This is a genomic window from Roseomonas indoligenes, from assembly GCF_017813365.1.
In the GTDB taxonomy this organism is placed as follows: domain Bacteria; phylum Pseudomonadota; class Alphaproteobacteria; order Acetobacterales; family Acetobacteraceae; genus Roseomonas; species Roseomonas indoligenes.
On sequence record NZ_JAGIZA010000019.1, the window covers coordinates 60533 to 85856 of the forward strand.

At 73.1% G+C, this 25324-nt stretch carries 24 protein-coding genes and 2 pseudogenes; 15 read left to right on the top strand and 11 right to left on the bottom strand.

Annotated elements, in window-relative coordinates; all coding sequences use genetic code 11:
• Positions 1-295 precede the first annotated feature (295 nt).
• The 8 genes from J5Y10_RS22885 (at position 296) to J5Y10_RS22920 (ending at position 5779) form a co-directional block, all read left to right on the top strand.
• Positions 296-1078 (top strand): beta-ketoacyl synthase chain length factor, encoded by a 783-nt coding sequence (locus tag J5Y10_RS22885; protein WP_209376441.1) that lies wholly within the window; start codon positions 296-298, stop codon positions 1076-1078.
• Positions 1075-1500, top strand: coding sequence for a hotdog family protein (locus J5Y10_RS22890; protein WP_209376442.1), 426 nt, complete (start codon positions 1075-1077; stop codon positions 1498-1500). Before J5Y10_RS22885 ends, J5Y10_RS22890 begins: the two co-directional genes overlap by 4 nt.
• Positions 1497-2213: a 3-oxoacyl-ACP reductase FabG gene (gene fabG / locus J5Y10_RS22895; RefSeq protein WP_209376443.1), complete on the top strand. Its 717-nt coding sequence runs from the start codon at positions 1497-1499 to the stop codon at positions 2211-2213. Before J5Y10_RS22890 ends, fabG begins: the two co-directional genes overlap by 4 nt.
• Positions 2210-2746, top strand: coding sequence for an NUDIX domain-containing protein (locus J5Y10_RS22900; RefSeq protein WP_209376444.1), 537 nt, complete (start codon positions 2210-2212; stop codon positions 2744-2746). The genes fabG and J5Y10_RS22900 overlap by 4 nt, the downstream gene beginning before the upstream one ends.
• An 8-nt stretch (positions 2747-2754) precedes the next feature.
• The gene (queC, locus tag J5Y10_RS22905) at positions 2755-3456 is read left to right on the top strand and encodes a 7-cyano-7-deazaguanine synthase QueC (RefSeq protein ID WP_209376445.1); all 702 of its coding nucleotides are present in this window, start codon (positions 2755-2757) and stop codon (positions 3454-3456) included.
• A 378-nt stretch (positions 3457-3834) separates the two neighbouring features.
• Positions 3835-4167, top strand: a complete 333-nt coding sequence (trxA, locus tag J5Y10_RS22910) for a thioredoxin TrxA (protein WP_209376446.1) — start codon at positions 3835-3837, stop codon at positions 4165-4167.
• 8 nt (positions 4168-4175) lie between these two features.
• The gene (locus J5Y10_RS22915) at positions 4176-5300 is read left to right on the top strand and encodes a PQQ-dependent sugar dehydrogenase (RefSeq protein ID WP_245214994.1); all 1125 of its coding nucleotides are present in this window, start codon (positions 4176-4178) and stop codon (positions 5298-5300) included.
• A complete protein-coding gene (locus J5Y10_RS22920) occupies positions 5297-5779 on the top strand; it encodes a glutathione peroxidase (protein ID WP_245214995.1) in 483 nt (160 codons plus the stop codon). Before J5Y10_RS22915 ends, J5Y10_RS22920 begins: the two co-directional genes overlap by 4 nt.
• Positions 5780-5815: 36 nt before the next feature.
• Here J5Y10_RS22920 and J5Y10_RS22925 read toward each other — a convergent pair whose 3' ends face one another.
• Both J5Y10_RS22925 and J5Y10_RS22930 read right to left on the bottom strand, forming a co-directional pair.
• Entirely contained in the window at positions 5816-6430 is a 615-nt protein-coding gene (locus J5Y10_RS22925) for a Maf family nucleotide pyrophosphatase (RefSeq protein WP_245214996.1), read from the bottom strand.
• A gap of 329 nt (positions 6431-6759) precedes the next feature.
• Entirely contained in the window at positions 6760-7692 is a 933-nt protein-coding gene (locus tag J5Y10_RS22930) for a dihydrodipicolinate synthase family protein (RefSeq protein ID WP_209376448.1), read from the bottom strand.
• Positions 7693-7836: 144 nt separating this feature from the next.
• Between J5Y10_RS22930 and J5Y10_RS22935 the strand changes: the two genes are divergently transcribed.
• On the top strand, positions 7837-8463 hold the full coding sequence (locus J5Y10_RS22935) for a glutathione S-transferase family protein (protein ID WP_209376449.1): 627 nt from the start codon (positions 7837-7839) through the stop codon (positions 8461-8463).
• A 46-nt stretch (positions 8464-8509) separates the two neighbouring features.
• On the opposite strand, the gene J5Y10_RS22940 is transcribed toward J5Y10_RS22935, so the two are convergent.
• The 3 genes from J5Y10_RS22940 to J5Y10_RS22950 all read right to left on the bottom strand — a co-directional run bounded on the left by J5Y10_RS22940 (position 8510) and on the right by J5Y10_RS22950 (position 14331).
• Positions 8510-10981 (bottom strand): PAS domain S-box protein, encoded by a 2472-nt coding sequence (locus J5Y10_RS22940; protein WP_209376450.1) that lies wholly within the window; start codon positions 10979-10981, stop codon positions 8510-8512.
• A gap of 80 nt (positions 10982-11061) precedes the next feature.
• The gene (locus J5Y10_RS22945) at positions 11062-12018 is read right to left on the bottom strand and encodes an MYG1 family protein (RefSeq protein WP_245214997.1); all 957 of its coding nucleotides are present in this window, start codon (positions 12016-12018) and stop codon (positions 11062-11064) included.
• Between the two features lie 288 nt (positions 12019-12306).
• Complete coding sequence (locus J5Y10_RS22950; RefSeq protein WP_209376451.1) at positions 12307-14331, bottom strand: M3 family metallopeptidase; 2025 nt, start codon at positions 14329-14331, stop codon at positions 12307-12309.
• Positions 14332-14442: 111 nt separating this feature from the next.
• On the opposite strand from J5Y10_RS22950, the gene J5Y10_RS22955 reads away from it, so the two are divergent.
• Positions 14443-15414 (top strand): Bug family tripartite tricarboxylate transporter substrate binding protein, encoded by a 972-nt coding sequence (locus tag J5Y10_RS22955; RefSeq protein ID WP_209376452.1) that lies wholly within the window; start codon positions 14443-14445, stop codon positions 15412-15414.
• A 4-nt stretch (positions 15415-15418) separates the two neighbouring features.
• Here the strand turns inward: J5Y10_RS22955 and J5Y10_RS22960 are convergent, their stop codons facing one another.
• The gene (locus J5Y10_RS22960; protein WP_209376453.1) at positions 15419-15625 is read right to left on the bottom strand and encodes a hypothetical protein; all 207 of its coding nucleotides are present in this window, start codon (positions 15623-15625) and stop codon (positions 15419-15421) included.
• 71 nt (positions 15626-15696) lie between these two features.
• Positions 15697-17052, bottom strand: a complete 1356-nt coding sequence (locus J5Y10_RS22965; protein ID WP_209376454.1) for an aldehyde dehydrogenase family protein — start codon at positions 17050-17052, stop codon at positions 15697-15699.
• Between the two features lie 87 nt (positions 17053-17139).
• On the opposite strand from J5Y10_RS22965, the gene J5Y10_RS22970 reads away from it, so the two are divergent.
• The gene (locus J5Y10_RS22970) at positions 17140-18198 is read left to right on the top strand and encodes an isocitrate/isopropylmalate dehydrogenase family protein (protein WP_209376455.1); all 1059 of its coding nucleotides are present in this window, start codon (positions 17140-17142) and stop codon (positions 18196-18198) included.
• Positions 18199-18238: 40 nt separating this feature from the next.
• Here the strand turns inward: J5Y10_RS22970 and J5Y10_RS22975 are convergent, their stop codons facing one another.
• The 4 genes and pseudogenes from J5Y10_RS22975 to J5Y10_RS22990 form a co-directional block, all read right to left on the bottom strand.
• Positions 18239-19213, bottom strand: a complete 975-nt coding sequence (locus tag J5Y10_RS22975; RefSeq protein WP_245214998.1) for a sensor histidine kinase — start codon at positions 19211-19213, stop codon at positions 18239-18241.
• Between the two features lie 143 nt (positions 19214-19356).
• A pseudogene (locus tag J5Y10_RS28135) lies at positions 19357-20241 on the bottom strand (GAF domain-containing protein); the annotation flags it as partial.
• Between the two features lie 209 nt (positions 20242-20450).
• The gene (locus J5Y10_RS22985) at positions 20451-22568 is read right to left on the bottom strand and encodes an acetate--CoA ligase family protein (protein WP_209376457.1); all 2118 of its coding nucleotides are present in this window, start codon (positions 22566-22568) and stop codon (positions 20451-20453) included.
• Between the two features lie 75 nt (positions 22569-22643).
• Positions 22644-22847, bottom strand: coding sequence for a hypothetical protein (locus J5Y10_RS22990; protein ID WP_209376458.1), 204 nt, complete (start codon positions 22845-22847; stop codon positions 22644-22646).
• A gap of 300 nt (positions 22848-23147) precedes the next feature.
• Between J5Y10_RS22990 and J5Y10_RS22995 the strand changes: the two genes are divergently transcribed.
• From J5Y10_RS22995 to J5Y10_RS23010, 4 genes and pseudogenes are all read left to right on the top strand, one after another.
• A complete protein-coding gene (locus tag J5Y10_RS22995) occupies positions 23148-23600 on the top strand; it encodes a Tat pathway signal protein (protein WP_209376459.1) in 453 nt (150 codons plus the stop codon).
• A gap of 3 nt (positions 23601-23603) precedes the next feature.
• Positions 23604-24374, top strand: a complete 771-nt coding sequence (locus J5Y10_RS23000) for a MotA/TolQ/ExbB proton channel family protein (RefSeq protein ID WP_209376460.1) — start codon at positions 23604-23606, stop codon at positions 24372-24374.
• Between the two features lie 6 nt (positions 24375-24380).
• Positions 24381-24830, top strand: coding sequence for an ExbD/TolR family protein (locus tag J5Y10_RS23005; protein WP_209376461.1), 450 nt, complete (start codon positions 24381-24383; stop codon positions 24828-24830).
• A gap of 14 nt (positions 24831-24844) precedes the next feature.
• Positions 24845-25324: pseudogene (locus tag J5Y10_RS23010) on the top strand (hypothetical protein); the annotation flags it as partial.

Below are 25324 nucleotides of genomic sequence, written 5' to 3' on the forward strand. Positions count from 1 at the left end.
GTTCTGGCCTGGCCTCGCGAGTGGCCTCAGGGGGAGAGAAGGAATTCTCTCCCCCTAGACCCCCTCTCATCTTCTTCTATCGGGCTGCCGCGGAGTGCTTCGCTGGCGGCGCGCCTGAGGTCGATGACCTCAGGCGACTGACAGGGCGGTCCGGGCCGACACGGCATCGAACAGCCTTCCAGCGCCGCCTTTCGATCATTGCGTCCGCGGCAGCCCAGGGCAGGTCCAGGAGCCTCGGGCTCCTGGCGGAGGGTCCAGGGAGGCAGAGCCTCCCTGGGGTCACGGGAACCGCACCATGAAGTGCCGGATTGCTGGCGTCGGCCTCCTCGGGCCGGGCCTGCCGGGCTGGGAGGCCTCCCGCGCCGCCCTGACCGGGGAGGCACCTTGGAAGCCGGAGCCTGTCGCCCTGCCGCCGCCCCCCGCCCTGCCCGCGACCGAGCGGCGGCGCACCAGCGCCTCCGTCCGGCTGGCACTGGCTGCCGCGGGGGAGGCCGCCGCAGCATCCGGCCTGCCGGCGGCGGAGCTGGAAACGGTCTTCGCCTCCTCCAACGGGGACGGGGCGGTGGTGGGGTCCATCCTGGACGCGCTCTCGACCGGGGACGGGGCAATCTCCCCCACGCAGTTCCACAATTCCGTCCACAATGCCGCGGCGGGGTATTGGGGGATCGCGGCGGGATCCACGCGCGCTTCCGTCAGCCTTGGCGGGCATGACGACAGCTTTCCATCGGGGCTGATGCAGGCGGTGGCGGCGGTCGTCGCGCGCGGCGTGCCCGTGCTGTTCTGCGCCTACGACGCGCCGCTTCCCCTGCCGCTGCACGCCCATCGCCGGACCGAGGCACCCTTCGCCGCCGCGCTGGTGCTGGTGCCGGAGGCGCATGGGGCGGGCACGCCGCTGGCGGTGGAGCTCGCGGAGGCGGCGGAGGAGGGCTCGGCGGGGGCGCTGGCCTCGCTGGTGGCGGGCAATCCGGCCGCCCGTGCGCTGCCGCTGCTCCGGGCATTGGCAGCGGGCCATGCCGCGCGGATCGGGCTGCCGCTGGCCGATGGCGGGGCGGTGGTGCTGGAGCTGGGCACGCCGTGACGACGCCGAGCGTGCCGCATGCGGGCGCCATGCGGCTGCTGGACCGGGTGGCCGCGCATGACGCGGATTCCATCGCCTGCACCGCCACCTCGCACCGCGATCCGTCCAACCCGCTGCGGCGGAACGGGATGCTGCCCGCAGTCTGCGGGGTGGAGTACGCGCTGCAGGCCATGGCGGCGCATGGCGCGCTGACCGGCGATGGGGACGCGCAGCCGCCGGGATACCTCGCCAGCCTGCGTGGCGTGGAGATGGCGGTGGAGCGGCTGGACGACATCGCCGCCGATCTGCAGGTGGAGGCGCGCGCCCTGTCACGCGCCGCGCGCGGCTTCGTCTACACGTTCACGCTTGCGGCGGGGGATCGCATCCTGCTCTCCGGCCAGGCGGCCATTATCATCCCGGAAGCCCCCCCGGAGACGCCATGATCCGCGCGATCGTCAGCGGCGGTGCCAGTCCCATCGGCGCCGCCATCTCCCGCGCCCTGGCGCGCGACGGACACCATGTGATCGTCCATGCCAGCGCCAACCCGGAGCGCGCGACGGCCCTGGCGGCGGAGATCGCTTCCACCGGCGGCAGCGCGGAGGCCGTGACCTTCGACCTGACGGACGCCGCCGCCTGCGAGGCGGCGCTGGCCGCCGTTCTGGAAGCCGGCGCGGTGCAGGTGGCCGTGCACAACGCCGGCACGCATGACGACGCACCGATGGCCGGCATGTCCGCGCATCAGTGGCACTCCGTGGTGGACGTCTCGCTGAACGGCTTCTTCCACCTGATGCGGCCGCTGCTGCTGCCGATGATCGGCACGCGCTTCGGGCGCATCATCGCCGTCTCCTCCGTCTCCGGCGTGATGGGCAATCGCGGCCAGGCGAACTACGCCGCCGCCAAGGCGGGGCTGCACGGCGCGGTGAAGTCGCTCTCCATGGAGTGCGCGCCGCGCGGCGTGACGGCGAACGCGGTGGCGCCCGGCCTCGTCGAGAGCCCCGCCGCCGCGTCCTTCACGCCGGAGCAGATCCGGGGGATGGTGCCCGCGCGCCGCGCCGGGCGGCCGGAGGAGGTGGCGGACCTCGTCGCCTTCCTCGCCTCCCCCCGCGCGGGCTACATCACCGGGCAGGTAATCTCCATCAACGGGGGAATGGCGTGACGATCGAGACCCTCTCGACGCGGCTGGCTTACGAGAATCCCTGGACCCGCGTGCGCGAGGACATCATCCGGCGCGAGGACGGGTCCCAGGGCCTGTATGGCGTCGTCGAGCGCTCCGACTTCGTGGTGGTGGTGCCGGTCCAGGACGGGCGCGTGACGCTGGTGGAGCAGTTCCGCTACCCCGTGCAGCGCCGCATGTGGGAGTTCGTGATGGGCATGTGGGAGACCCGCCCGGGCACGGACCCTGCGAGGATCGCGGCGGGTGAGCTGCGCGAGGAAACCGGGCTGATCGCCGGCCGCATGACCTATGCCGGGGAGATGTTCCAGGGCGCCGGCTACTGCAACCAGCGCGGGCACGTCTTCCTCGCCACCGAGCTGACCGCCGGCGAGACGGCGCGCGAGACGACGGAGCAGGACCTGGTCTGCCGCGACTTCCCGCTCGCCGAGGTGGAGGCGATGCTGCGCGACGGCGTGATCGTGGACGCGATGAGCATGGCCGCCTTCGGCCTGCTGCGCCTGAAGGGGCTGATCTAGGCACTCCGATGCAGAACGAAGGCGCCCTGGTTCTCTTCTCCGGCGGGCAGGATTCCACCACCTGCCTGGCCTGGGCGCTGGACCGCTTCGGCCGCGTGGAGACGGTGGGCTTCGACTATGGCCAGCGCCACCGGGTTGAGCTGGACTGCCGCGGCGCGCTGCGCGCCGGGCTGCGGGCGATAAAGCCGGAATGGGCCGAGCGGCTGGGGGATGACCACACCCTTGCGATCCCCGTGCTGGGCGACATCTCCGACACGGCGCTGACGCGGGACGTGGCGATCGCGATGGAGGCGGGCGGCCTGCCCAATACCTTCGTGCCCGGGCGGAACCTCATCTTCCTCACCTTCGCCGCCGCCCTCGCCTATCGCCGCGGGCTGCGCCACATCGTCGGCGGCATGTGCGAGACGGATTATTCCGGTTACCCGGACTGCCGCGACGACACGATGAAGGCGCTGCAGGTGGCGCTGAACCTCGGCATGGAATCCCGCTTCGTCGTGGAAACGCCGCTGATGTGGATCGACAAGGCCGAAACCTGGCGGCTGGCGCAGCGCCTGGGCGGCGACCCGCTGGTGCGGCTGATCGTGGAGGACACCCACACCTGCTACCGCGGCGAGCGCGGGCCCCTGCACCCCTGGGGCCATGGCTGCGGCACCTGCCCGGCCTGCGAGCTGCGCGCGGCGGGGTGGCGGCGCTTCGCGGAGGCGGTCTGAGAGGGGCTGGTTCCGGTGGCCCCCAGGGAGGCGCCGCCTCCCTGGAACCCTCCGCCAGGAGGCTGAGCCTCCTGGACCTACATGAGGCTGCCGCGGATGCGATGGGCCAAGGAGGTTCTGAAGCTTTTCGTCCTCGTGTCCTTCGGGGCTGCCCCGTCCGTCGCCTGAGGTCATCGACCTCAGGCGCATTCCAGCCCGGCATTCCGCGGCAGCCCCCGGAAAAAGATGAGGGGTGGGGTTCCAGGGGAGGGGAGAAGCCCTTCTCCCCTCCCCTGGGGTCGAAGGGCACAACACCCCCCCGTCTTGACCCGTGGCAGGGGCATCCCGATTTTTCATCCGAACCCGGTACCGGGCCCCATCCTTGGGACGAGATATAAGATGAGCGAGAATACCAAGGCTGTCAGCGACGACAGCTTCAAGACGGACGTGCTGGAGGCCTCCGGCCCCGTGCTCGTCGATTTCTGGGCGGAGTGGTGCGGCCCCTGCCGCATGGTCGGCCCGATCCTGGATGAGCTCGGCAAGGATTATGCGGGCAAGCTGACCGTGGCCAAGGTGAACATCGACGAGAACCCGATGACGCCGAACGAGTACGCGGTGCGCGGCATCCCCACCATGATCCTGTTCAAGGACGGCAAGCCCGTGGACATGAAGGTGGGCGCCATGCCGCGCGGCCAGCTCCGCGCCTGGGTGGACGGGGCGATCGGCGGCTGATCCCGCGCTTGCGCGCCGCCTTCCTGCTGCTGGGGCTGGCCGGCTGCGCCAGCCCCGTCCTCTCGCAGGAGGTGGTGCGGAGCGAGCGCGCGGCCTTCCGCGTGGCGGACTTTGCCACCGGGCTGGACCATCCCTGGGGCGCGGCCTTCCTGCCGGATGGCCGGCTGCTGGTGACGGAGCGACCGGGGCGGCTGCGGATCGTCGGGCGGGACGGCGCGGTATCGCCCCCGGTGCCCGGCGTGCCCGAGGTGGTGGCGCAGGGGCAGGGCGGGCTGCTGGACGTGGCCCTGGCGCCGGATTTCGCGCAGACGCGGCAGGTCTATTTCTGCCTGGCCGGCGCGGCGGGGGGTGGGGTCCTCACCCGCCTCGCCACCGCGCGCTTCTCCGCCGACATGGCGCGGCTGGAAGGCACCACGACCCTGCTGGACGCGACGCCGGCCCAGGCCTCCGGGCGCAACCACTATGGCTGCCGCGTCCTCTTTGCCCCGGACGGGAAGCTGCTGCTCTCCACGGGTGAGCGCTACAACGACAAGAGCCGGGCCCAGCGCCTGGATGACCTCGGCGGCAAGGTTCTGCGGCTGGAGCGGGACGGGCGCCCGGCGGAGGGTAACCCCTTCATCGGCCGCACGGATGCGAGGCCGGAGGTCTTCACCTATGGCCACCGCAACCCGCAGGGGCTGACGATCAACCCCGCCACCGGCTCCGTCATTGAGATCGAGTTCGGCGCCAAGGGCGGGGACGAGGTGAACCGCCTGCGCGCCGGCGCCAACTACGGCTGGCCGCTGGTCTCCTACGGCACGGATTACGACGGCAGCCCGATCGGCACGGGGCAGGCGCGCGCGCCGGGGATCGAGGAGCCGCTCTGGCACTGGACCCCCGCCATCAGCCCCTCCGGCGGGAACTTCTACACGGGCGGCGTATTCCCGGGCTGGCGCGGTAGCCTCTTCCTGGCCGCGCAGAGCACGCCCGGCCTGGTGCGCCTGACGATGGAGGGCGACCGCGTGCTGGGCGAGGAGCGGATGCTCTGGGGCCGCACGCGCTTCCGCCACGTGCTGACAGGGCCGGACGGCCTTCTCTACATCCTCACCGACGAGACGCAGGGCCGGGTGATCCGGCTGGAGCCCCAGAATTGAGCGAACTTCTCGACCTCTCCGCCTCCCTGCCCGGCGGCGGTGCCCAGCCGCTCTCCGACTTTCGGGGCAAGGTTCTGCTGGTGGTGAACACGGCCAGCCGCTGCGGCTTCACGCCCCAGTACGCAGGGCTGGAGGCGCTGCAGCGCCGCTACGGGCCGCAGGGCTTCCAGGTGCTGGCCTTCCCCTGCAACCAGTTCGGCGCCCAGGAGCCGGGGAATGCCGAGGAGATCGCCAGCTTCTGCACCACGAAGTACGACGTGACCTTCCCCGTCTTCGCCAAGGTCGAGGTGAACGGGTCGGGCACGGACCCGGTCTTCCGCCACCTGAAGCACGCCGCCCCCGGCGCCCTGGGCACGGAGGCGATCAAGTGGAACTTCACCAAGTTCCTGATCGACCGGAACGGCAAGGTGGTGTCCCGCTACGCCCCCACCACCGCGCCCGAGAAGCTGTCCGGCGACATCGAGAAGCTCCTGGGCTGACGCCCGGATCGCGGGAGCGCACCGCCCGCTGACGGTTCAGCGCAGCAACACCCCGTGCTGCCGCAGGAAGCCCAGCAGCGGCAGCAGCGGCAGGCCGAGGACCGCCGCGTGCTCCCCCTCCACCCGGTCGAAGAGCTGCACCCCCGGCCCTTCCAGCCGATAGGCCCCTACGCTCTCCGTCACCCGCCCGCCTTCGGCCGCCAGATAGGCGTCGATGAAGGTGTCCGACACGGCCCGCATGGCCAGTCGCGGCTGAGCCACGTGCTGCCAGATGCGCTGACCCCCGCGCCAGCACAGCACCGCCGTCACCAGCCGGTGCTCCTTCCCGCGCAGCGCCTCCAGGTGCCCCCGCGCGGCCTCCACGCTCTCCGGCTTGTCGAACCAGCGGTCCTCCAGCACCAGCATCTGGTCGCAGCCGATCACCAGCGCCTCCGGCCGCCGGGCCGCCACGCGCCGGGCCTTCGCCTCGGCCAGCATCAAAGCGGTGTCCTCCGGCGGGAAGCCCTCCGCCCGCGCGCTCTCCTTGATGGAGGCCTCGTCCACCGCCGCCGCGATAGCCTCGAACCGCAGCCCGGCCGCGTCCAGCACCGCGCGGCGCGCGGAGGAAGCGCTGGCCAGGATCAGCGGCGGGTCATCGGTCTGGAAATCCAAGCTGCTCTCCCCTGCGTGGGTCTCGGGCGCTTGTTCTGGCAGGGGGGCTCTGGCGGCCTCAAGGGAGAGGAGAAGGAATTCTCCCCTCCCTTGGACCCACCCCTCAACTTTTCTTTCGGGCTGCCGCGAAATGCCCGGCTCGCAGCCCGCCTCGGGTCCATGACCCGAGGCGCGGGACATGTCCGCCCGCACCGACCTGGGATCAAAGAGCCTGCGGCGCCGCCTTTACGGCATCGGATCCGCGGCAGCCCCATGCAGGTCCAGGAGGCTCAGCCTCCTGGCGGGGGTTCCAGGGGGCAGCGCCCCCTGGAGGCCACCCGCGCAACAGATCAGGCCGCGTTGGCGCGCTGCCCGGCCAGGAGGCCCCACTCGCCCAGGCGCTGCTGCAGCAGGGTGGCCTGGCGGTCCGTCAGCGGCCAGGCGCCGGGCGGGCGGACATGGCCGCAGTCGTTGCCCATCAGCGCCAGCGCCGCCTTCACCACGGAGACGTTGGTGCCGTTGCCCTCCTCGGCGCGCAAGTCTTCGAACGTGCCCATGATGCCGATGAGGTGGTTGGCGCGCGCGTAGTCGCCGGCGGCCAGGGCCGAGTGGATGGCCACGGACTGCTCCGGCCAGACGTTGATGAGGCCGGAGGTGAAGCCGCGCGCGCCGACGGCGGTGAAGGGCGGCGCCCAGACCTCGGCCAGCCCGCCGACCCAGACGGTGGAGGGATCGGCGCGGCGGATCGCCTCGGCGAGCTTCAGAGGGGAGGGGGCGGCCCACTTCACCCCGGCCACGCCGGGGATGGCGCAGAGCTTCTCGATGGCGTCCAGCCCGATGCCGTCGTTGCGGAGGTAGAGAACGAGGGGAAGGCCGTCGCCGGCCTCCGCCACGCGCTGGACGTAGGAGACGACGCCGCGCGGGGCAACGAAGGGATCGGGCGGCTGGTGCACCATCAGCGCGGAGGCCCCGGCGGCGCGGGAGGCGCGGGCAAGGGCCACGGCATCCCCGATGCTGCGGCCGACGCCGGCCACCACGGGCACGCGGCCCGCGACCATCTCCGCCACGGCATGGACCATCGCCTCCGCCTCGGCGGTGGTCAGGCCGTAGAACTCGCCCGTGTTGCCATTGGCGGTGAGGATATGGACCCCGGCCTTGATGGCACGGTCGATCACCGGGCGCAGCCCGGCGGGGGCGACGCGGTCCTCCGCGTCGAAGGGCGTGACGAGGATGCCGGAGATGCCGGGCAGCGCCGCCAGCACGCGATCGTTGGAGGAGGCCATGTCTCTTCTCTTTCCTGGTCGTCCACCCAAACTGCTATAGCAGAACGGCCGGAACGGCAAGCAGCTAAGGCGGCCCGCCTCCCGTTCGCGGCAGGGCGTGGGCGTGCTATCGCCGCCGCCTCCCTGATCGAGAGGCGACGCCGCATGTCCCTGACCCTCTATGGATGCCTTCGCTCCCGCGCCACGCGCCCGGTCTGGGCGGCCATGGAACTGGGGCTGGATCATCGTCGCGTGCCGGTGATCCAGGCCTACCGGCTGCAGGATCCCGCCGCGCCGGGCGCGCCGCTCAACACCGCCTCCCCCGCGTTCCGCGCCATCAATCCCAATGGCCTCATCCCGGCCCTGGAAGATGATGGCTTCGTCCTGAACGAGTCCCAGGCCATCACCCTCTACCTCGCCCGCAAGGCCGGCAGCCCGCTGGGCCCGCAGGACGCGAAGGAGGAGGCGCTGACGGCCATGTGGGCGCTCTGGGGCCGCGGGATCGAGGAGGACTGCCTGTCCATCGTCCAGAAGCGCGACCCGGAGGCGGCGGCCGACCGCCTGCGCGCGCCCTTTGCCGTGCTGGACAAGGCCCTGGCCGAGGGGAAGGGCTTCTTGGTCGGGAACCGCTTCACCGTGGCCGACATCAACATGGCCGAGATCATCCGCTACGCGCAGCCGGACCGCACGCTGTTCGAGGCCGCACCCCATGTGCAGGCCTGGATCACCGCCTGCCAGGCCCGGCCGGCGTTCCAGGCGATGATGAAGGAGCGGGAGGCCGAGCCTCTCTAGGTCCGACGAAGGGGCCCTGGCCGGCGCCGCCCGGGCGGGCGACGCCTCAGGGCTGGACCAGCGTCCGGGCGACGAGCTGCTGCACGGCGCGCACCAGGTCCTCCGGCCGGACCGGCTTCGTCAGCACGACAGCCTCCCGGTGCCCGGGCGGCGGCTCGCCGTAGCCGGTGGTGAAGACTATCGGCACGCCGCGCGCCGCCAGCTCATCCGCCAGCGGCAGCACGGGGTGGCCGCCAAGCTTCATGTCCAGCACCGCCGCGTCGATCGCGCCCGCGCCGCGGGCCGCGGCCAGCCCGTCCTCCAGCGTGCCGGCGGGGCCGATGATGCGGCAGCCCGCGGCGGCCAGGGCATCGGCCACCTCCACCGCCACCAGCGCCTCGTCCTCCACCACCAGCACGCGCAGGCCGGCCAGCCCCTTCGGGCCGGGTGCGGGGCCGGGATCGGGCAGGGCGGGCGGCGGCGGGCCGGCCCCGGGGGCGATGGCGGCGATGCAGGCCGCGCCGATGCGGATGGTGGCGACCAGCCCCGTGCGCTGCCAGTCCTGGGCGAAGGTGCCGCGCAGCTGGTGGCGCACGCTGATCTCGATCAGGCGGGATCCGAAGCCCTTGCGTGCTGGCGGGGCGTCCACGGGCGGCCCGCCGCGCTCGGTCCAGCGAATCACCAGGTCCCCCTCGCTTCCCGCCGGCTCCGCCCACCAGCGCAGCCCGACCACGCCCCCCTCGCGGGAGAGGGCGCCGTATTTCCGGGAATTCGTCACCAGCTCGTGCAGCACCATGGAGAGGGGCTGCACCGCGTCCGGCCGCAGCGTCACGGCCGGGCCTTCCAGTTCCGCCTGGGGCGGGCCGTCGGCGGGAATGCCGAGCTCGCCTTCCGCCAGCACGCGAAGGGAGCCGCCCTCCCACCGGTCCTGGGCCAGCAGCCCGTGGGCGCGGGCCATGGCGGAGATGCGGCCCTCGATCGCGCGGGCGAAGGCTTTCGGGTCTTCCTTCGGGGAGAGCTGCACGAGGGAGCGGACGACGGACATCACGTTGCGGGCGCGGTGGTCCACCTCCCGCATCAGAAGCTGCTGATGCTGGTCGGCCGCGCGCCGCTCCCGCAGGTCGCGCAGGATGACGGAGACGCCGATCACCCGCCCGTCCCCGCCGCGCATGGCGGCGAGGGTGATGGAGACGGGGATGCGCGAGCCGTCCTTCGCCACGCGAACCGCCTCGTGGTCGCGGGTCGTCCCGCCGGAGAGGGCGCGGCGGAACAGCGGGCCCGCCTCGTCCTCGGGCGGCAGGAGCAGGTCGATCTGCCGGCCCAGCACCTCCTCCGGCACGTAGCCGAACAGGCTCTCCGCCCCCTGGTTCCAGCTCATGATCGTCCCGTCGGCCGGGGAGAGGCTGATGATGGCATCGGCCGCGGAGGTGACGATGGCGGCCAGCCGGGCATTGGCCTCCTCGCTCTCGCGCAGGGAGCGCTCCCGTGCCTCGGCCGTCTCGGCCATCGCGTTGAAGGCGCTGGCGAGGCGGTCGAACTCGGAACCCTCCCCCGACTTCCGCGGCGCGACCGTGATGCGCGCCGCGGTGTCGCCCCGGCGCCAGCGCTCGGACGCCGCGAGCAGCCGGCCCACCGGCTCGCGCACCAGGCGCCGCGCCCCGACGACCGTGAGCAGGAGGGCGAGCAGGATGGTGCCGGACAGGATCATCGCCCCGCGCCGCTCCGCCGCGGAGGCCTGGGAGAGGAGGGCGGCGCGGTCCAGCCCCACCACGATCATGTGCGTGCCCGTCACCCCGACCGGGATGTAGCCGTAGATCCGCCGCCTTCCGTCGGACCCGATCCGGTCCTCCACGCCCTCGTTCTCGCGCCCCACCAGCCCAGTCACGGAGCCGCGGACCTTCTCGCCCACGGTCTGCCCACGGCCGGGCCGGGAGGCGAGCACAACGCCGTCCCGGTCGATGATGGAAAGGACGGAGTGGGGCGGCAGCGGCACCCGGTTCACCTGCTCGGCCAGCCAGTCCAGCCCGATCCCGGCATGGACCACCCCGGCCACCGCCCCCGTCGTGTCGCGGAAGGGCTGGGAGAAGTGGAAGCTGCCCTGGCCGGAGGAGCGGCCCACCACGAAGCCGCCGGTGACGAAGCCGCCTCCCGCCAGGGCGCGGCGGAAGTAGTCGCGGTCGGCCACGCCGTTGCCGACCGCCGAGGGATCGGCGGAGCACACCACCTGCCCGTCCGGCGTCGCGGTGGCGAGCACGACATAGCGGGGAAAGTCCTGCATGATCCGGGCGAAGAAAGACTGGCACTCCGCCGCGTCCAGGGCCCGCACCGCGCGGAGATTGCCGAGGCTGGTGAGGAGCTGCCGGGCACCGTCCGCGATGCGCTGATGATCCGCGGCCATCAGCCGGACGGTCCGCAGCACCTCGTCCCGCGCCGCCGCCTCACGCGTGTGGTGTTCCTCCTGGGCGCCCCAGAACAGGGCCCCCAGCGCCGGCAGCAGGGCGATCCCGACGAGGATCAGCAGTCGGGACAGCAGGGGCATCGGGCCGGATTCGGGCGGGAAGGGAGCAGCACGGAACGCACCATAACGGTCCCGTCCCGCACCGCCATATCACGGCGTCATCACGGCATCGCCAGCGCCCGCCGGGCCATCTCCACCGCCCCTTCGCGCGTGCGGGCGGCGCCGACGAAGCGGCGGAGGTGGACGAAGACGGCGTCCGCGACCCCGCAGCGCGCCGCCAGCTCCTCCCCCTGCAGCCCCGCCCAGTCCGCGGGAAGCGGCATGCGCTGGGCGAAGGAGCCGGGCTCCGGCGGCATGGTGTCCAGCATCCAGTTCCCGTTGGACGCCGGGCTGACGCAGAACAGCACGGGCAGCTCGTGCGCGAAGACCGCGCTCTTCCAGGGCATGCCGCGCTCCAGCACCAGGATCTGCGGCTCCGCCCCCGCCCGGTGGGCGGCCAGGACGAAGGCCTCCGCCGCGCGGCGGGCGCGCATCCCCTCCACCCGGCGGCGCAGCACCCCCTCAGCGAAGGCGGAGGCGGCGACGAAGGCGGCATTCCCCGCCTCCGGCCCTTCGGCCTCCGGGCTGTCCCAGGTCGGGTTGAAGTCGCCGGCCAGGGCCGCGAGACCGAGATTGTCGTCCCGCACCGGGCCGCTGGCGGAGACGCCGTTGTCCACCTCGTCGATCCTGAGGATCAGCGATCCGTCCAGCTCCGCCGCGATATCCCCGGCGAAGCCCCGCGCTTCCTCCGGCAGGATCGCGGCCACCGCCGCCACCCCGTACTCCTGCCAGACGAGCCCGGCGGAGGAAAAGGGCGTGCCGTCCGGCCGCTCCGGCGCGCCGCGCTGGTGATGGTCGAAGCGCCGGGCCGCCGCGTCGTAGACGGTGCCCACGTCCCACACGATGTCCGCCGCCGCGATCGCTTCCGGCTTGCGGGTGCGGACCAGCACGTGATCCTCCCCCGCCGCGCGCAAGCCGAGCGCCAGGCGCAGCACGGCATAGGCGAAGACGTCGTCGCAGTGGAACTTGCCGCTATGCGTGGCCAGGGTCGGCCGCGCGCTCTCTTCCGCCATGCTCATCCTGTCTCGTCATGTTCTGATCTGTCCGGAACCAGGGGGCGCCGCCCCCTGGAACCCCCGCCAAGGGCCTGAGGCCCTTGGAACCACGTCTGGCTGCCGCCGCGCCGTCCTGGCGCGGTGTTCCTGCGCGACGGTCTGATCATACCCTTGCAGTCGCCTCGGGTCATCGACCCGAGGCGCACCGCCAGCCAAGCAAGACCATCTCCTGAAAGAAGATGATGGTGAGGGGTCCGGGGAGAGGAAGAATTCCTTCTTCCTCTCCCCGGCCACAGACCGCCACCCGAAGGATCAGTCCACCAGCTCGCGCGTCCGCAGGAGCGCCGCTGTGCTCGGCGCCCGCCCCCGGAATTCCACGTAGAGCGCCATCGGGTCCCGCGTGTCGCCGGCCGAATACAGCCTGCGCAGGCGGGCGGCGGTGGCGGGGTCGAAGGGGTTCTGCGCTTCCGTGAAGGCGTCGAAGCCGTCCGCGTCCAGCACCTCCGCCCACATGTAGGCGTAGTAGCTGGCCGCGTAGCCACCGCCGGCAAAGAGGTGCTGGAAGTGGGCGGGGCGATGGCGGATGCCGATCTCGGCGGGCATGCCGATGGAGCCGAGGAACTCGCGCTCGAAGCTCTCGATGTCGATCGTCTCCGGCGCGGGGTGGCTGTGCAGCGCCATGTCGATAAGGGCGGAAGAGGTGTACTCCACCGTCGCGAAGCCCTGGTTGAAGCCGCGGGCAGCGAGGAGGCGGCTGATCAGCGCGTCGGGGATCGGCGCGCCGGTCTCGTGGTGGCGGGCGTAGAGGCGCAGCGTCTCCGGCAGCGCCATCCAGTGCTCGTAGATCTGGCTCGGCAGCTCTACGAAATCGCGGCGCACGCTGGTGCCGGATTGCGCGGGGTAGCGGACCTTGCTGAGCAAGCCGTGCAGGGCGTGGCCGAACTCGTGGAACAGCGTCTCCGCATCGTCGAAGCTCAGCAGCGTGGGCTCGGACTTGGCGAAGTTGTTGTTGTTGACGATCACCGGGGAGACGGGCGCGTCCAGGTTCTCCTGGTCGCGGTAGCTGCTCATCCAGGCGCCGGAGCGCTTGTCGGCGCGCGCGTAGGGATCGGCGAGGAAGACGCCGACATGTCCGTCCGCGTCGCGCACCTCATAGGTGCGGACATCCGGGTGGTAGGACGGGGCCTCCACCTCGGTGAAGGAAAGGCCGAAGAGGCGGCCGGCGGTGTCGAAGGCGGCCTGCTGGATGTTGCCGAGGAGGAAGTAGGGCTTCAGCTCCGCCTCGTTCAGCTCGTAATCGGCCTGGCGCACCTTCTCGGCGTAGTAGCGCCAGTCCCAGGCGGCCAGATCGCCCTCGAAGTCCTCCTTGCGGGCCACGGCGAGCAGCCGGTCGCGCTCCTTCGCCGCCTTGCGCTTGGCGGGCTCCCACACCTCCGCCAGCAGGCCCTGCACCGCCTCCACCGTGCCGGCCATGGAATCGGCCAGCCGGAACTCGGCGAAGGTGGTGTAGCCCAGCAGCTTCGCCCGCTCGGCGCGCAGGGCGAGGATCTCCGGGATCAGCGGGCGGTTGTCGTGTTCCCCGGCGTGGGTGCCGCGCGCGACCCAGGCGCGGTAGGCCGCTTCCCGCAGGTCCCGCCGGGCGGAGAAGGTGAGGAAGGGCTCGATGAGGGAGCGGGAGAGGGTGACGGCGTAGCCCGGCAGGTTCCGCTCCGCCGCCGCGCTCGCCATGCCGTCGCGCAGGAAGGCCGGCAACCCGTCCAGGTCGGCTTCCCCCAGCGCGAGGTGCCAGACCTTCTCGTCGTAGACGACGTTCTGGCCGAACTCCGTGTGCAGCGTCGCGAGGCGGGAGGAGATCTCCGTCATCCGCGCCTTCGCCGCCTCGTCCAGCGCCGCGCCGGAGCGGATGAAGCCGAGATGCGTGCGCTCCAGCAGCCGCATCCCGTCCTCCTCCAGCCCCAGCAGCGTCCGCTGCCGGTACAGCGCATCCACCCGCGCGAAGATCGCGGGGTCGAGCGAGACGCGCATCCCGTGCTCGGCCAGACGTGGGGACATCTCCGTGTCCACCGTCTCCAGCGCCTCTCCGCCGAGGCTGACGACGAGGTTGCCGAAGACGTTGCCCACCCGCGCCAGCGCCCGCCCGCTGCGCTCCAGCGCCTCGATCGTGTTGGTGAAGCCCGGCTCTGCCGGATCGGCGCCGATCGCCGCGATCTCCTCCAGGTGCTCCGCCATCGCCGCCTCAAAGGCCGGCACGAAGTGCTCGGGGCGGATGCGGTCGAAGGGGGGCAGGCCGAAGGGGGTGTCGTCCCAGGGGGTGAGGAGGGGGTTGGGCTCGGTCATGCCGCGCATACGCGGCCGATGCGGCGGGACCGTCAAGGTGCGGGCGGCCGCCCTTGCGCTTGCCCCAGGCCCCCCGCAACCTCCGGCGAGGAAACGTCACGAGGCAAAGACATGCCCGCCCTCACGCGCCGCCGGCTTCTCGCCGCCGCGGCCGCCCTTCCCGCCCTGCCCTCCCTCGCCCAGGCCCAGGCTTGGCCGTCCCGGCCCATCCGGGTGATCGCCTCCTACGCGCCGGGCGGCGGGGTGGACGTGCCCACGCGCCTTGTCGCGGAGCCGATGGGGGCGATCCTCGGCCAGCCGCTGGCAGTGGAGAACCGGGCGGGCGCCACCGGCTCCATCGGGGCGGCCGCCGTCGCCGCCGCAGCGCCGGACGGCTACACCATCCTTTCGGACGCATCCGGCCAGGCCCTCAACCCCGCCCTGCTGACGAACCTGCCCTTCGACTACGAGACGGGTTTCGCGCCGATCGGGCAGCTCTGCACCCTGCCGCAGGTCCTCGTCGTCCTCACCTCCGGCCCGGCGGGCCTCGCGGCGCTGTTGGCGGCGGCGCGGAAGAAGCCGGGGATGACCTACGCCTCCTCCGGCATCGCCTCCGGCCCGCACTTGGCCGGCGCGGTCCTGTCGCGCCGGGCGGATATCGGCCTCACCCATGTCGCCTATCGCGGCTCGGCGCCCGCGATGCAGGACGTGCTGGCGGGCGCGGTGGACATGGCCTTCTCCACCACGCCCCAGGCCGTGCCCCTGATCCGGGAGGGGCGGCTGCGCGCGCTGGCCGTGACCACCGCGCAGCGCCTGCCCTTCCTGCCGGACGTGCCCACCGTGGCGGAGCAGGGCTTCCCGGGCTTCGACGTGAACGACTGGGTGGCGATGTGGGCGCCTGCGGGCACCCCTGCGCCCGTGCTGGACCGCCTGAACGCCGCGCTGAATCAGGCGCTTTCGGACCCCGCGCGGCGGGACCGGTTGCTGAACGGCATCGGCGTGCTGCCCGCCGGCGGCAGCCGGGAGGATCTGGCCCGCTTCGTGACCGCCCAGCGCCTAGCGATGCGGGAGGTGGTGCGCGCGGAGAATATCCGGGTGGAGTGAGGCGTCAGCGCCCGATCCGCTCGGGCCCGTCCGTCTCCGCCTGGCCCTGGGGCCCGCGCTCGATCGGCTTTCCGCCGCCGAGTTCCTCCAGCTTCCGCTTCACCTTCAGGTCCTCTTCCGTCAGCGGCACCGGGTTCACCGGCGCGACGCCCGGCGGCACGGAATCACCGGGATCGTGGCCCGCGTCCCGTCCTTTGCTTCCCTGGGCCATGATGCGCTCCTTCGGCCTGTCAGAACGGGACAGCGCCGGGCGGATCGGGCGGTTGCAGCGGCCCCGCGTCCTCAGCCCATCAGCCGCCGGATCATGGAGAGCGGCGCCTTCGGCGGCGGGTAGCGCAGGGTGGGGTCGATCCCCGCGGGCTGGCGGAACAGGGCGCGGGCGTTGGAGAAGGCCGCGAAGCCGGCCTCGCCGTGATACCGGCCGGAGCCGCTGGGCCCGACGCCGCCGAAGGGCAGGTCCGGCACCGTGCAGTGGACGATGTGCTCGTTCACACAGAGCCCGCCGGAGGGCAGGGCGGCCGCCACCGCCTCCGCGAAGCCGGCATCGCGCGTGTGGACGTAGAGGGCGAGAGGGGAGGGGCGGCGGGCGAGGCCGGCCAGCAGGGCGTCCCGGTCCAGCCAGGTCGCCACCGGCAGGATGGGGCCGAAGATCTCCTCCTCCAGCAGCGCCGGATCGGGATCGAGCAGGACCGTGGGCTGCATGTGCAGCGCGTTGTGGTCCACGCCGCCGCCGATGGCCGTGCGGCCGCGGGGCAGCATCGCCTCCAGCCGCGCCAGGTGCCGCGCGTTCACCACGCGCTGCATGCCGCGCCCGTCCTCGCCGTAGAAGCGGGCGACCGTGGCGCGCAGCGCGTCCAGCAGGGCCTCCGCCTTGCTCTCGTGAACCAGCACATGGTTGGGGGCCAGGCAGGTCTGCCCGGCGTTGAGGAACTTCGCCCAGGCGATGCGCCGCGCGGTGGGAACAGGGTCCGCATCCGCGTCCACGATGCAGGGATTGGCGCCGCCCAGCTCCAGCGTGGTGATGGCGAGGTTGCGCGCGGCGGCCTCGGCCACCTTGCGGCCGGTCTCCGTGCTGCCGGTGAAGAAGAGGTGGTCGAAGGGCTGCGCCGTCAGCGCGGCGGCCAGCGACGGGCCGCCCTGCGCCACCGCGACATGGCCGGGGGCGAAGCAGCGCGCGACGAGCCGCGCCAGCACCTCCGCCGAGGCCGGCGCCACCTCCGAGGGCTTGAGCACCACCGCGTTCCCCGCCGCCACCGCGCTGACCAGCGGCACGAGGCAGAGCTGCACGGGGTAGTTCCAGGGCCCGAGGATCAGCACCGCCCCGCGCGGTTCCATCCGAAGCGCCGCGCGGCCGGGGAAGTGGAACCAGCGGCCGCCCACGCGCCTTTCCCCGGCCCAGCGCGGCAGGCGCTTCAGGGCGAGCGCGATCTCCTGCCGTACCAGCAGGATCTCCGAGGTCCAGGAATCGAAGTCCGACTTGCCGAGATCGGCCCGCAGCGCGGCCAGGATCTCGCCCTCCATCGCCTCCAGCCCATCCCGCAGCGCCTTCAGCGCCGCCACGCGGGCGGGCAGGGGGCGCGTGGCGCCGGTGGAGAAATGCGCGCGGGCGGCGTCCAGCAGGGCAGCGGCTTCGTCCATGCCCTCCCTTACCCCGCCCCGCGCCGGGAGACGATGGACGCGCCGGGGCGCCCGACCGATACAGGCAAGGCCATAAGAGGAAACGCCATGCACGTCGTCGTCCTGCCCGGAGACGGGATCGGCCCGGAGATCACGGCTGCCACCCTGGCCGTGCTGGAGGCCGCGGCCAATCGCCACGGCCTGAACATGAACCTGACCCACGAGGTGGCGGGCCACGAGAGCCTGGCGCGGCACGGCACCACGGTCCGCCCCGGCCTGCTGGAGACGGTGCAGGCGGCGGACGGGCTGCTGATGGGCCCCATGTCCACCTACGACTACCTCGACGCCAGCAAGGGGGGCATCAACCCCTCCGGCTTCTTCCGCAAGCGGCTGGACCTCTTCGCCAATATCCGCCCCGCCCGCACCTATCCCGGCGTGCCCCACCCCACGCGGCACGACTTCGACCTGGTGGTGGTGCGGGAGAACACCGAGGGCTTCTACGCCGACCGCAACATGGCCAGGGGCGGCGCGGAGATGCTGGTGACGGAGGACGTCTGCATTTCCCTCCGCCGCATCACCCGCCCGGCCTGCGCCCGCATCGCGGAGGCCGCCTTCCGCCTCGCCGCCACGCGCCGCGGCAAGGTGACGGCGGTTCACAAGGCCAATGTGCTGACCATGGGCGACGGCATGTTCCTGGAGGAGTGCCGCCGCGCCGCCGCGAACCATCCCGGCGTGGCGCTGGAGGAGGTGATCGTGGACGCCATGGCCGCCCTTCTCATCCGCGACCCGTCCCGCTTCGACGTGATCGTCACCACCAACATGTTCGGCGACATCCTCTCCGACATGACGGCCGAACTTTCCGGCAGCATCGGCCTCGGCGGCTCCGTCAATGCCGGAACGGCGCATGCCATGGCCCAGGCCGCCCACGGCTCCGCCCCCGACATCGCCGGGCAGGACCGCGCCAACCCCCTCTCCCTCATCCTCTCCCTCGCTCAACTCCTGGACTGGCACGGGGAACGCCGAGGCCAGGGCGCCTACAGCCAGGCCGCGCGGGCGATCGAGGCGGCGGTGGCGGAAGCGGTGGAGGCCGGGGAACTGACGCCGGACCTGGGCGGGCCGCTCGGCACGAAGGCGCTGGGGCAGGCCGTCGCTGGGCGGGTGCGCTAGGCCGGCCCCGTCCTCTCAGCCGCGGGTCCTGGGCCGGGCATCAGGCCTGTGCGGCTTCATCCCGCCCCTCGCCCGGCGTCGGTTCCGGCCTGAGCGGCACGTCCAGCTCGCAGACGAGGCCGGAAGGCTTCCAGCCCAGCGACAACGTGCCGCCAAGCTGCCCGCGTACCGTGCCGTCCAGCACCCTCGTCCCGAAGCCCCGCCGCTCGGGAGGGCTCCCGAGGGGAGGTCCGCCCCTCTCCGTCCAGCGCAGGCGCAAGCGGCCGGGCAGCCTGCCCTCCACCCTCCAGGTGACCTCCACGCGCCCCTGCGGGGCCGAGAGGGCGCCGTACTTCACGGCGTTGGTGGCGAGCTCGTGGATCGCCATGGCAAGGGGCTGGGCGGCGCCGGCGGGCAGTGAGACGGGGGGGCCATCGACCTCGGCCTGCGGGCCGCTGCCGTCCCGGTCGAGAAACCCGTCAAGCTCGCCCCGCAGGAGAGACAGCAGGTCCGCACCGGCCCATTGGCGATCGGCCAGCAGCGTCTGCGCCCGGGCCAGGGCCGCCACCCGCCCCTCGATCGCGCGCGTGTAGGCGGGCAGGTCAGGGGCGCGTGTCAGCCGCAGGGCCGCCTGGACGACCGAGAGGGCGTTCTTGGCCCGGTGGTCCACCTCGCGCGACAGGAGCGCCTGCCGCTCCTCGGCCTGCTTGCGCCGGGTGATGTCCACCACGGTGCCGGAGAAGCGCTCCGGCGCCCCGCCGGGCCCGCGGGTGCAGCGGCCGCGGGCGGCTACCCAGCGGATCTCGCCCCCGGCCCGGACAAGACGGTACTCGGCCTCATAGGGCTCCCCTGTGGCCACCGTGCGCCGCATCGCGGCCTCGACGCGCGGCCCGTCCTCGGGGTGGATGGCGCGCGCGAACTCGGCGAGCGGCGCGCCGGCCGCAGCACGGTCAGGATCCACCCCGAAGAGCCGGGCGAAGCGCGCATCGGCGTAGAGGCGGTCCTGGGGGACGAGCCAGTCGTAGAGCCCGACCATGCCCGAAGCGTCGAGGGCCAGCTGCAGCCGCCCCTCGCTCTCGCGCAGATCGGCCAGGGCCCAGGCCCGCTGCACCGCGTCCCAGGTGCGCCCGGCCGCCTCCTCGACGAGCTCCGCCTCGACCCCCCCATCCAGTGGCGCGGCCCGCCGCTGTGGACATAGAGGATGGCCGCCAGGCGGCCGGACCGGATGAGAGGTGCGACGATCAGGGCACGGGTCCCGATGCTGTCCCAGGTCGGCAAGTAGGCCGGGTGGGAGGTGCGGGGGTCCGCCTGGCAGTCCTCCACCACCAGCGTGCGCCCGGCCCGCAATTCGGCGATGACCGCCGGACCGAAGGCATCGAGGATGCGCGCCTCGCCGGCCAGGGAGGCCACGCGTCCGGCCGTCCAGTCGCGCTCGACGGAGACCACCTCACCGGAGGCATCGATGATCCCGTAGCCGGAACGGTCCGCGCCGAGCTCCGTCCCCAGCAGTTCCGCCGCGAGGGTGGGCAGCGCATGCGGGTCGTCCAGGCCCCGGAGCGCGTCGCCGAGCCGCACGAGGAAGGCCTGCTTCCTCTCCATCAGGACCCGGGCGGTTGTCTCGGCCACGGCGCAGAACATGCCGGCGACACGGCCCTCCTCGTCGCGCACGGGCGAGTAGGAGAAGGTGAACCAGGTCTGCTCGTCGAAACCCCTGCGGTTCATCAGGAGCGGCAGGTCCTCACGGTAGGTCGCCACCCCGGCCATGGCCGTCTCGATCAGCGGGAGGATGTCGGGCCAGATCTCCGCCCAGATATCGTGGAAGCGCGCCCCGAGGGCGCGCGGGTGCTTCGCGCCGAGGATCTCGGCATAGGCGTCGTTGTAAAGGAAGCCGAGCTCCGCGCCCCAGGCGACGAACATCGGGAACTTGGAGCCGAGGAGCAGCTCGACGACCGATTGGAGCCGGGGCGGCCAGCCGGCCGGATCGCCCAGGGGCGAGCTCGACCAGTCGTGCCCGCGCATCAGGGCACCGGTCTCGCCACCGCCCGTCAGGAAGGCCGGTGCCATCACGGGATGCGCCCCATCCGGCGGTGCCGGCTGCGGCCGTGGTTGTCGTTCTTCTCGACCATGGGGCCTATATGCCCCCTGTGCCCGGCCCTGCCAGTCGCGGCCATCCCGTCAGGCGTTCCCCATCATGCGCGCGAATGCCGGGGGCGGGCCCTCTCGCCATGCTCCGCGCCGGCCGCGTCCTGGACCAGATCCGCCGGGCGCCCGCCTCACCCGATCTCAATCACCGCATCCGCCGCGAAGGCCCCTTCGCCCTCCGGCAGGACGAGCACGGGGTTCAGGTCCACCGAGACGAGCCGCTCCCCCGCCGCCGCCGCGAAGGCGGAGAGGGCCGAGAGGGCGCGGGCGAGGGCGGGGATGTCCGCCTTGGGCCGGCCCCGCGCGCCGTCCAGCACGGGGAAGCCGCGGAGGGAGCGGATCATGGCCTCGGCCTCCGCCACGTCGACGGGGCAGCGGCGCAGGGCCACGTCGCGCAGCACCTCGATGAAGACGCCGCCCAGCCCGACCATGGCGACGGGACCGAAGACCGGATCGCGCGTGATCCCGAGGGCGACTTCCACGGCGCCGAGGACCTGGCGGGCCACCAGCACGCCGGTGATGCGGGCACCGGGGGCGTTGCGAGCGGCGTTCGCCATCAGGGTGGCGTGGCCGGCGCGCACGGCCTCCTCGTCTGCGATGTTCAGCAGCACGCCGCCGACCTCCGACTTGTGGAGGATGTCGGGGGAGAGGAGCTTCATCACCACGGGGAAGCAGATGCTGCGGGCGGCCTCTACCGCCTCCTCCGCGCTGGCAGCCGTGGCTTCGGGCACGGGGGCGATGCCGGCGGCGGCCAGCAGGCGCTTGGCCTCCGCCTCGTCCGGCGCCGTGGCGGGGAGGGACACGGCCGGCAGGGGCACGGGCGCGCGGGGCGGGCGGGCGAAGGCCTCGCCGAAGCGGCCCTGCGCGGCCAGGGCGGCCACGGCGCGGGAGGGATCGGGGAATACGAGGTAGCCGTCCGCCTCGTAGTCCCGCACCCCCTCCGGAGAGGCGAGGACGCTGAGGACCCAGAGGCGGTCCGGGTGGTCCTGCTTCACCCCGTTCAGCTCCGCGCGCAGCCTCGGCGCCAGGGCAGGAGATCCGCCGACGCTGGTGAAGAAGGCGATGAGGCTGGCGTAGCCGCCATCCTCCACCATGCTGCGCGCGAAGGCGCCCACCATGGACATGTCGTTGAACACCTGCGCGGTGCAGTCCACGGGGTTGGCCGGATTGCTGAAGGGGACCAGGGCGCGCAGCCGGTCCTGCGCGGCCTCCGGCATGGGCGGCATGGGCAGGCCCTGCTCCTCCGCCACGTCGGAGATCATTACCCCCGCCCCACCGGAGATGGAGACGACGCCGAGGCTGTTCCGCACGGGGTAGATGCGCGGCGTGGCGGCATAGGCCACGTCCAGCAGCTCCTCCGTGTCGCGGGCGCGGTGGACGCCGAATTCGGCCAGCACCGCGCCCGTCACCGCATCATCCCCGGCGATGCTGGCGGTGTGGGAGCGGGCGGCGCTGGCGCCCAGCGCCGACCGGCCGACCTTCATCATCACCACGGGCTTGCGGGCGCGGCGGGCGGCCTCCAGCGCGGCCAGGAAGCGCGGGCCCTCCCGCACGCCCTCCGAGTAGCAGGCGATGACCTCCACCCCGTCATCGCCGGCCAGGTGGCCGATGGCGTCGCCGAGCGTCACCTCCGCCTCGTTGCCGGTGGTGATGAGGATCGGGGTGGCGATGCCGCGGTTCCGGGCGGCGGCGAAAAGATGGGTGCCATAGGCGCCGGACTGGCTGGCGATGCCCACGCGCCCGCGCCCGGCGGGCGCTTCCAGCGGCCAGCCGCTGTCGAAGGCGGAGGTGAAGATCGGGTAGTAACCCAGCGGGGCGTTGAACAGGCCGAGGCAGTTCGGGCCCAGCAGCCGCATCCCGTGCCGCCGCGCCGTGGCCACGAGCGATTCCTGCGCGGCCTGCCCTTCCTCCCCCAGCTCGGCGAAGCCGGCGGTGAAGACGATGGCGGCGCGGCAGCCGCGGCGGCCCAGCGCCTCCACCGCCTGCTCCGCCAGGGCGCCGGGCACGGCCACCACGGCGGCGTCGGGAACGCCGGGCAGGGCGTCGATCCCGGGATAGGCGGGGATGCCCTGCACGCGGTCCCGCTTCGGGTTCACCGGCCACAATTCCCCGGCGAAGCCCTGGCGGATCATAGATTGCACCGGGCGGCCGCCGATGCGCGTCGGCTCCTCCGAGGCGCCGATGACGGCCAGGCTGCGCGGCGCCAGCATGGGCCGCAAGGACTCGAAGCCCGGATTGCCCGTCGCCATGCCGCATCCTTCCCTGTCGTTGGAGAGGACGCTGCCCTGAGTGCTGCCCCGGGACAAGGACCCGGGGGCGCGTGTTCAGCCCTCCTTCGTCTCCTCATCTTCGTCGTAGGAGACCTCCGCCCCGCCGACCACGGCCAGGCAGTCGGCGTAGGTGGAGAGGATCCAGTCCCGGTCCTGCTCCACCCCCTCCTTCGTGGATTCCATGATGATCCGCAGCAGGGCGAGGGCCACGGCGGGCTCGCTCTCTCCCTGGATGGCGATGTTCGGAAGGTCGGACATGCCGGCCCCTTTCGGTTGGCGATTCTACGGGTTCAAAGGCTTAACATGCGGCAAGGATGCGGGAAGGGGTGCGCCTCACGGGGAGTTGGCGCGGGTTACCGGTTCCTTTGCTGCAAATCGTTCGCAACCGCGTTGCATCCGCTGTGCAGGTGCGATACAGGGCAGGCCTCCGACGGACGCATCGCGGCCTGGCGCCCCCCGCTGGGCCGCCCGCGCCGGGCCTTCCAGGGCCCGGCGCGTGCCGGCCGTGCAACGGCGCCCCGCGCGGACGCCGAGACAGCATAAGGACGCCCCAGGGACATGCCCGTCGCCCGCGCCTTCCGGTTCCTGCCCGCGCTGCTGGCCCCCCTGCTGACCCTCGCCGTGCCCGCCCTGGCGCAGCCGGCGCCTGCCCAACAAGCCCCCGCGGGCCAGGTCTCGGTGGAACTGAACCGGCTGGAGGCGCGGCCTGAGGGCTGCCGGGTGTGGATGCTGGCCCGGAACCCCGGCGCGGCGGTGGACCCACTGCGGCTCGATCTCGTCGTCTTCGGCAAGGACCAGGTGGTGGCCCGGCGTCTGGCGCTGGATCTCGGCCCGCTGCCCGCGGAGAAGACCATGGCCCGCATCTTCGACCTCGCCGGCACGCCCTGCGACGGCGTGGGCTACCTGCTTCTGAACGACGTGCTGGCCTGCGGGCCGGATGCCGCCCCCGCCGCCTGCCTCGGCCGCCTGGCCGTCAGCTCCCGCGTGCAGGGCGTGGCGCTGGAGAAGTAAGCGATGAACCCCGCCGCCCCCGCCGCCGCTCCGTCCGTTCCCCCGTCCCTCCCGCCGGCCATGCCCGCGCCCGCCACCGACCTCGCCCACGCGGCGGTCGGGCACGACCTCTCCCCGCTCGCGCTGTTCCTGCAGGCCGACCCCATCGTGAAGGGGGTGATGATCCTGCTGCTCGTCGCCTCCATCGCCTGCTGGGGCATTATCATCGAGAAGATCGTGGCCGCCCGGCGCCTGCGGGCGGAGGCGCGCAAGCTGGCCGCCGCCGCCTCCGGCGCCGTGACGCCGGAGGGCGGGCTGGCCGCCGAGGTGATCCGCGCCGGCGCCCGCGAATGGCATGAGGGGCGCGACCCGGCCGAGAGCCGCGGCGAGTACCGGGAGCGGATGGAGCTGGCCATGCGCGCCCCCGTGGTCTCCGCCTTCCGCGCGGCCGAGCCAGGCCTGCCGCTGCTGGCCACCATCGGCGCTGTCGGCCCCTTCGTCGGCCTGTTCGGCACGGTCTGGGGCATCATGAACTCCTTCTCCGGGATCGCGGCCAGCGGCGATACCAGCCTCGCCGTGGTGGCGCCGGGCATCGCGGAGGCGCTGTTCGCCACCGCCATCGGCCTGGTGGCCGCCATTCCCTCCGTCATGGCCTACAACCGCTTTACCGTGGCCTTCACGCGGATCCGGCAGGCCGCCTTCGCCTCCATCCACGAGCTCTCGGCCGGCATGGCACGGCGCCCTGCCCCCTCCCGCGCACACGCCCACGCCCACGCCAGCCGGGCCGCGGAGTAAGCCCCGATGGCCATGTCCATGGGCGGCGGTGGCGGGGATGACGATGACGCCCTGCCGATGGCCGACATGAACGTCACGCCACTGGTGGACGTGATGCTCGTGCTGCTGATCGTGTTCATGGTGGCCGCGCCGATGATGACGGTGGGCGTGCCGGTGAACCTGCCGCGCACCGCCGCCGCCCGTGCCGCCTCCACCAACCCGCCGGTGGTCCTCACCGTCGCCCCGGGCGGCAAGATCTTCATCCGCCAGGAGGAGGTCTCCGAGGCCGCGCTGACGGAGCGGCTGGTGGCCCTGCACCAGCAGGACCCGGAGGCCCCCGTGCATGTGCGCGGCGACCGCGCCGTGCCCTATGGCGACGTGCTGCGCGTGATGGGCCGCGTCTCCCGCGCCGGGATCACGAAGGTCTCCCTCATCGCCGAGGGCGACGCCGCCGCGCCCGCCGTGCAGGCGCGCTAGGGGGCGCGGCCGGGATGGACCCCATGCTGGCGGAGAAGCCCCGCACCGCCCGCCCGCCCCTGCCGCCCATGCCGAAGGCGGCGCCCCCGCCGGAGCTGCCGCCCGCCCTGCTGGAGGCGGCCCGCGCCGTCGCCGCCCGGTCCCCTGCCCCCGCGCCGCGCCCTTCCGGCCTGCGCCGCGTGGCGCGGCCCCTGGCCTGGGGCCTCTCCGCCCTGTTCCACGCCGCCATGGTAGGCGTGCTGCTGATCCCCGCCGCGCCGCTGGAGCAGCCCACCCCCGCCGTGGAGGTGGAGACCATGCCGGCCCCCGAGCCCGCGCCGGCGCCCGATCCCACCCCCGTCACCGAGGCCGCGCCCCCCGCCGCCCCGCCCGAGGCCGTGGCCGCCGCGGCGCCGACGCCGGCCGCCGAGACGCCGCCCCCTCCTGAGGCGGTGACCCCGCCCCCACCGGACACCGCGCCGCCCCCGCCCCCAGAGGCGGCAACCCCGCCGCCG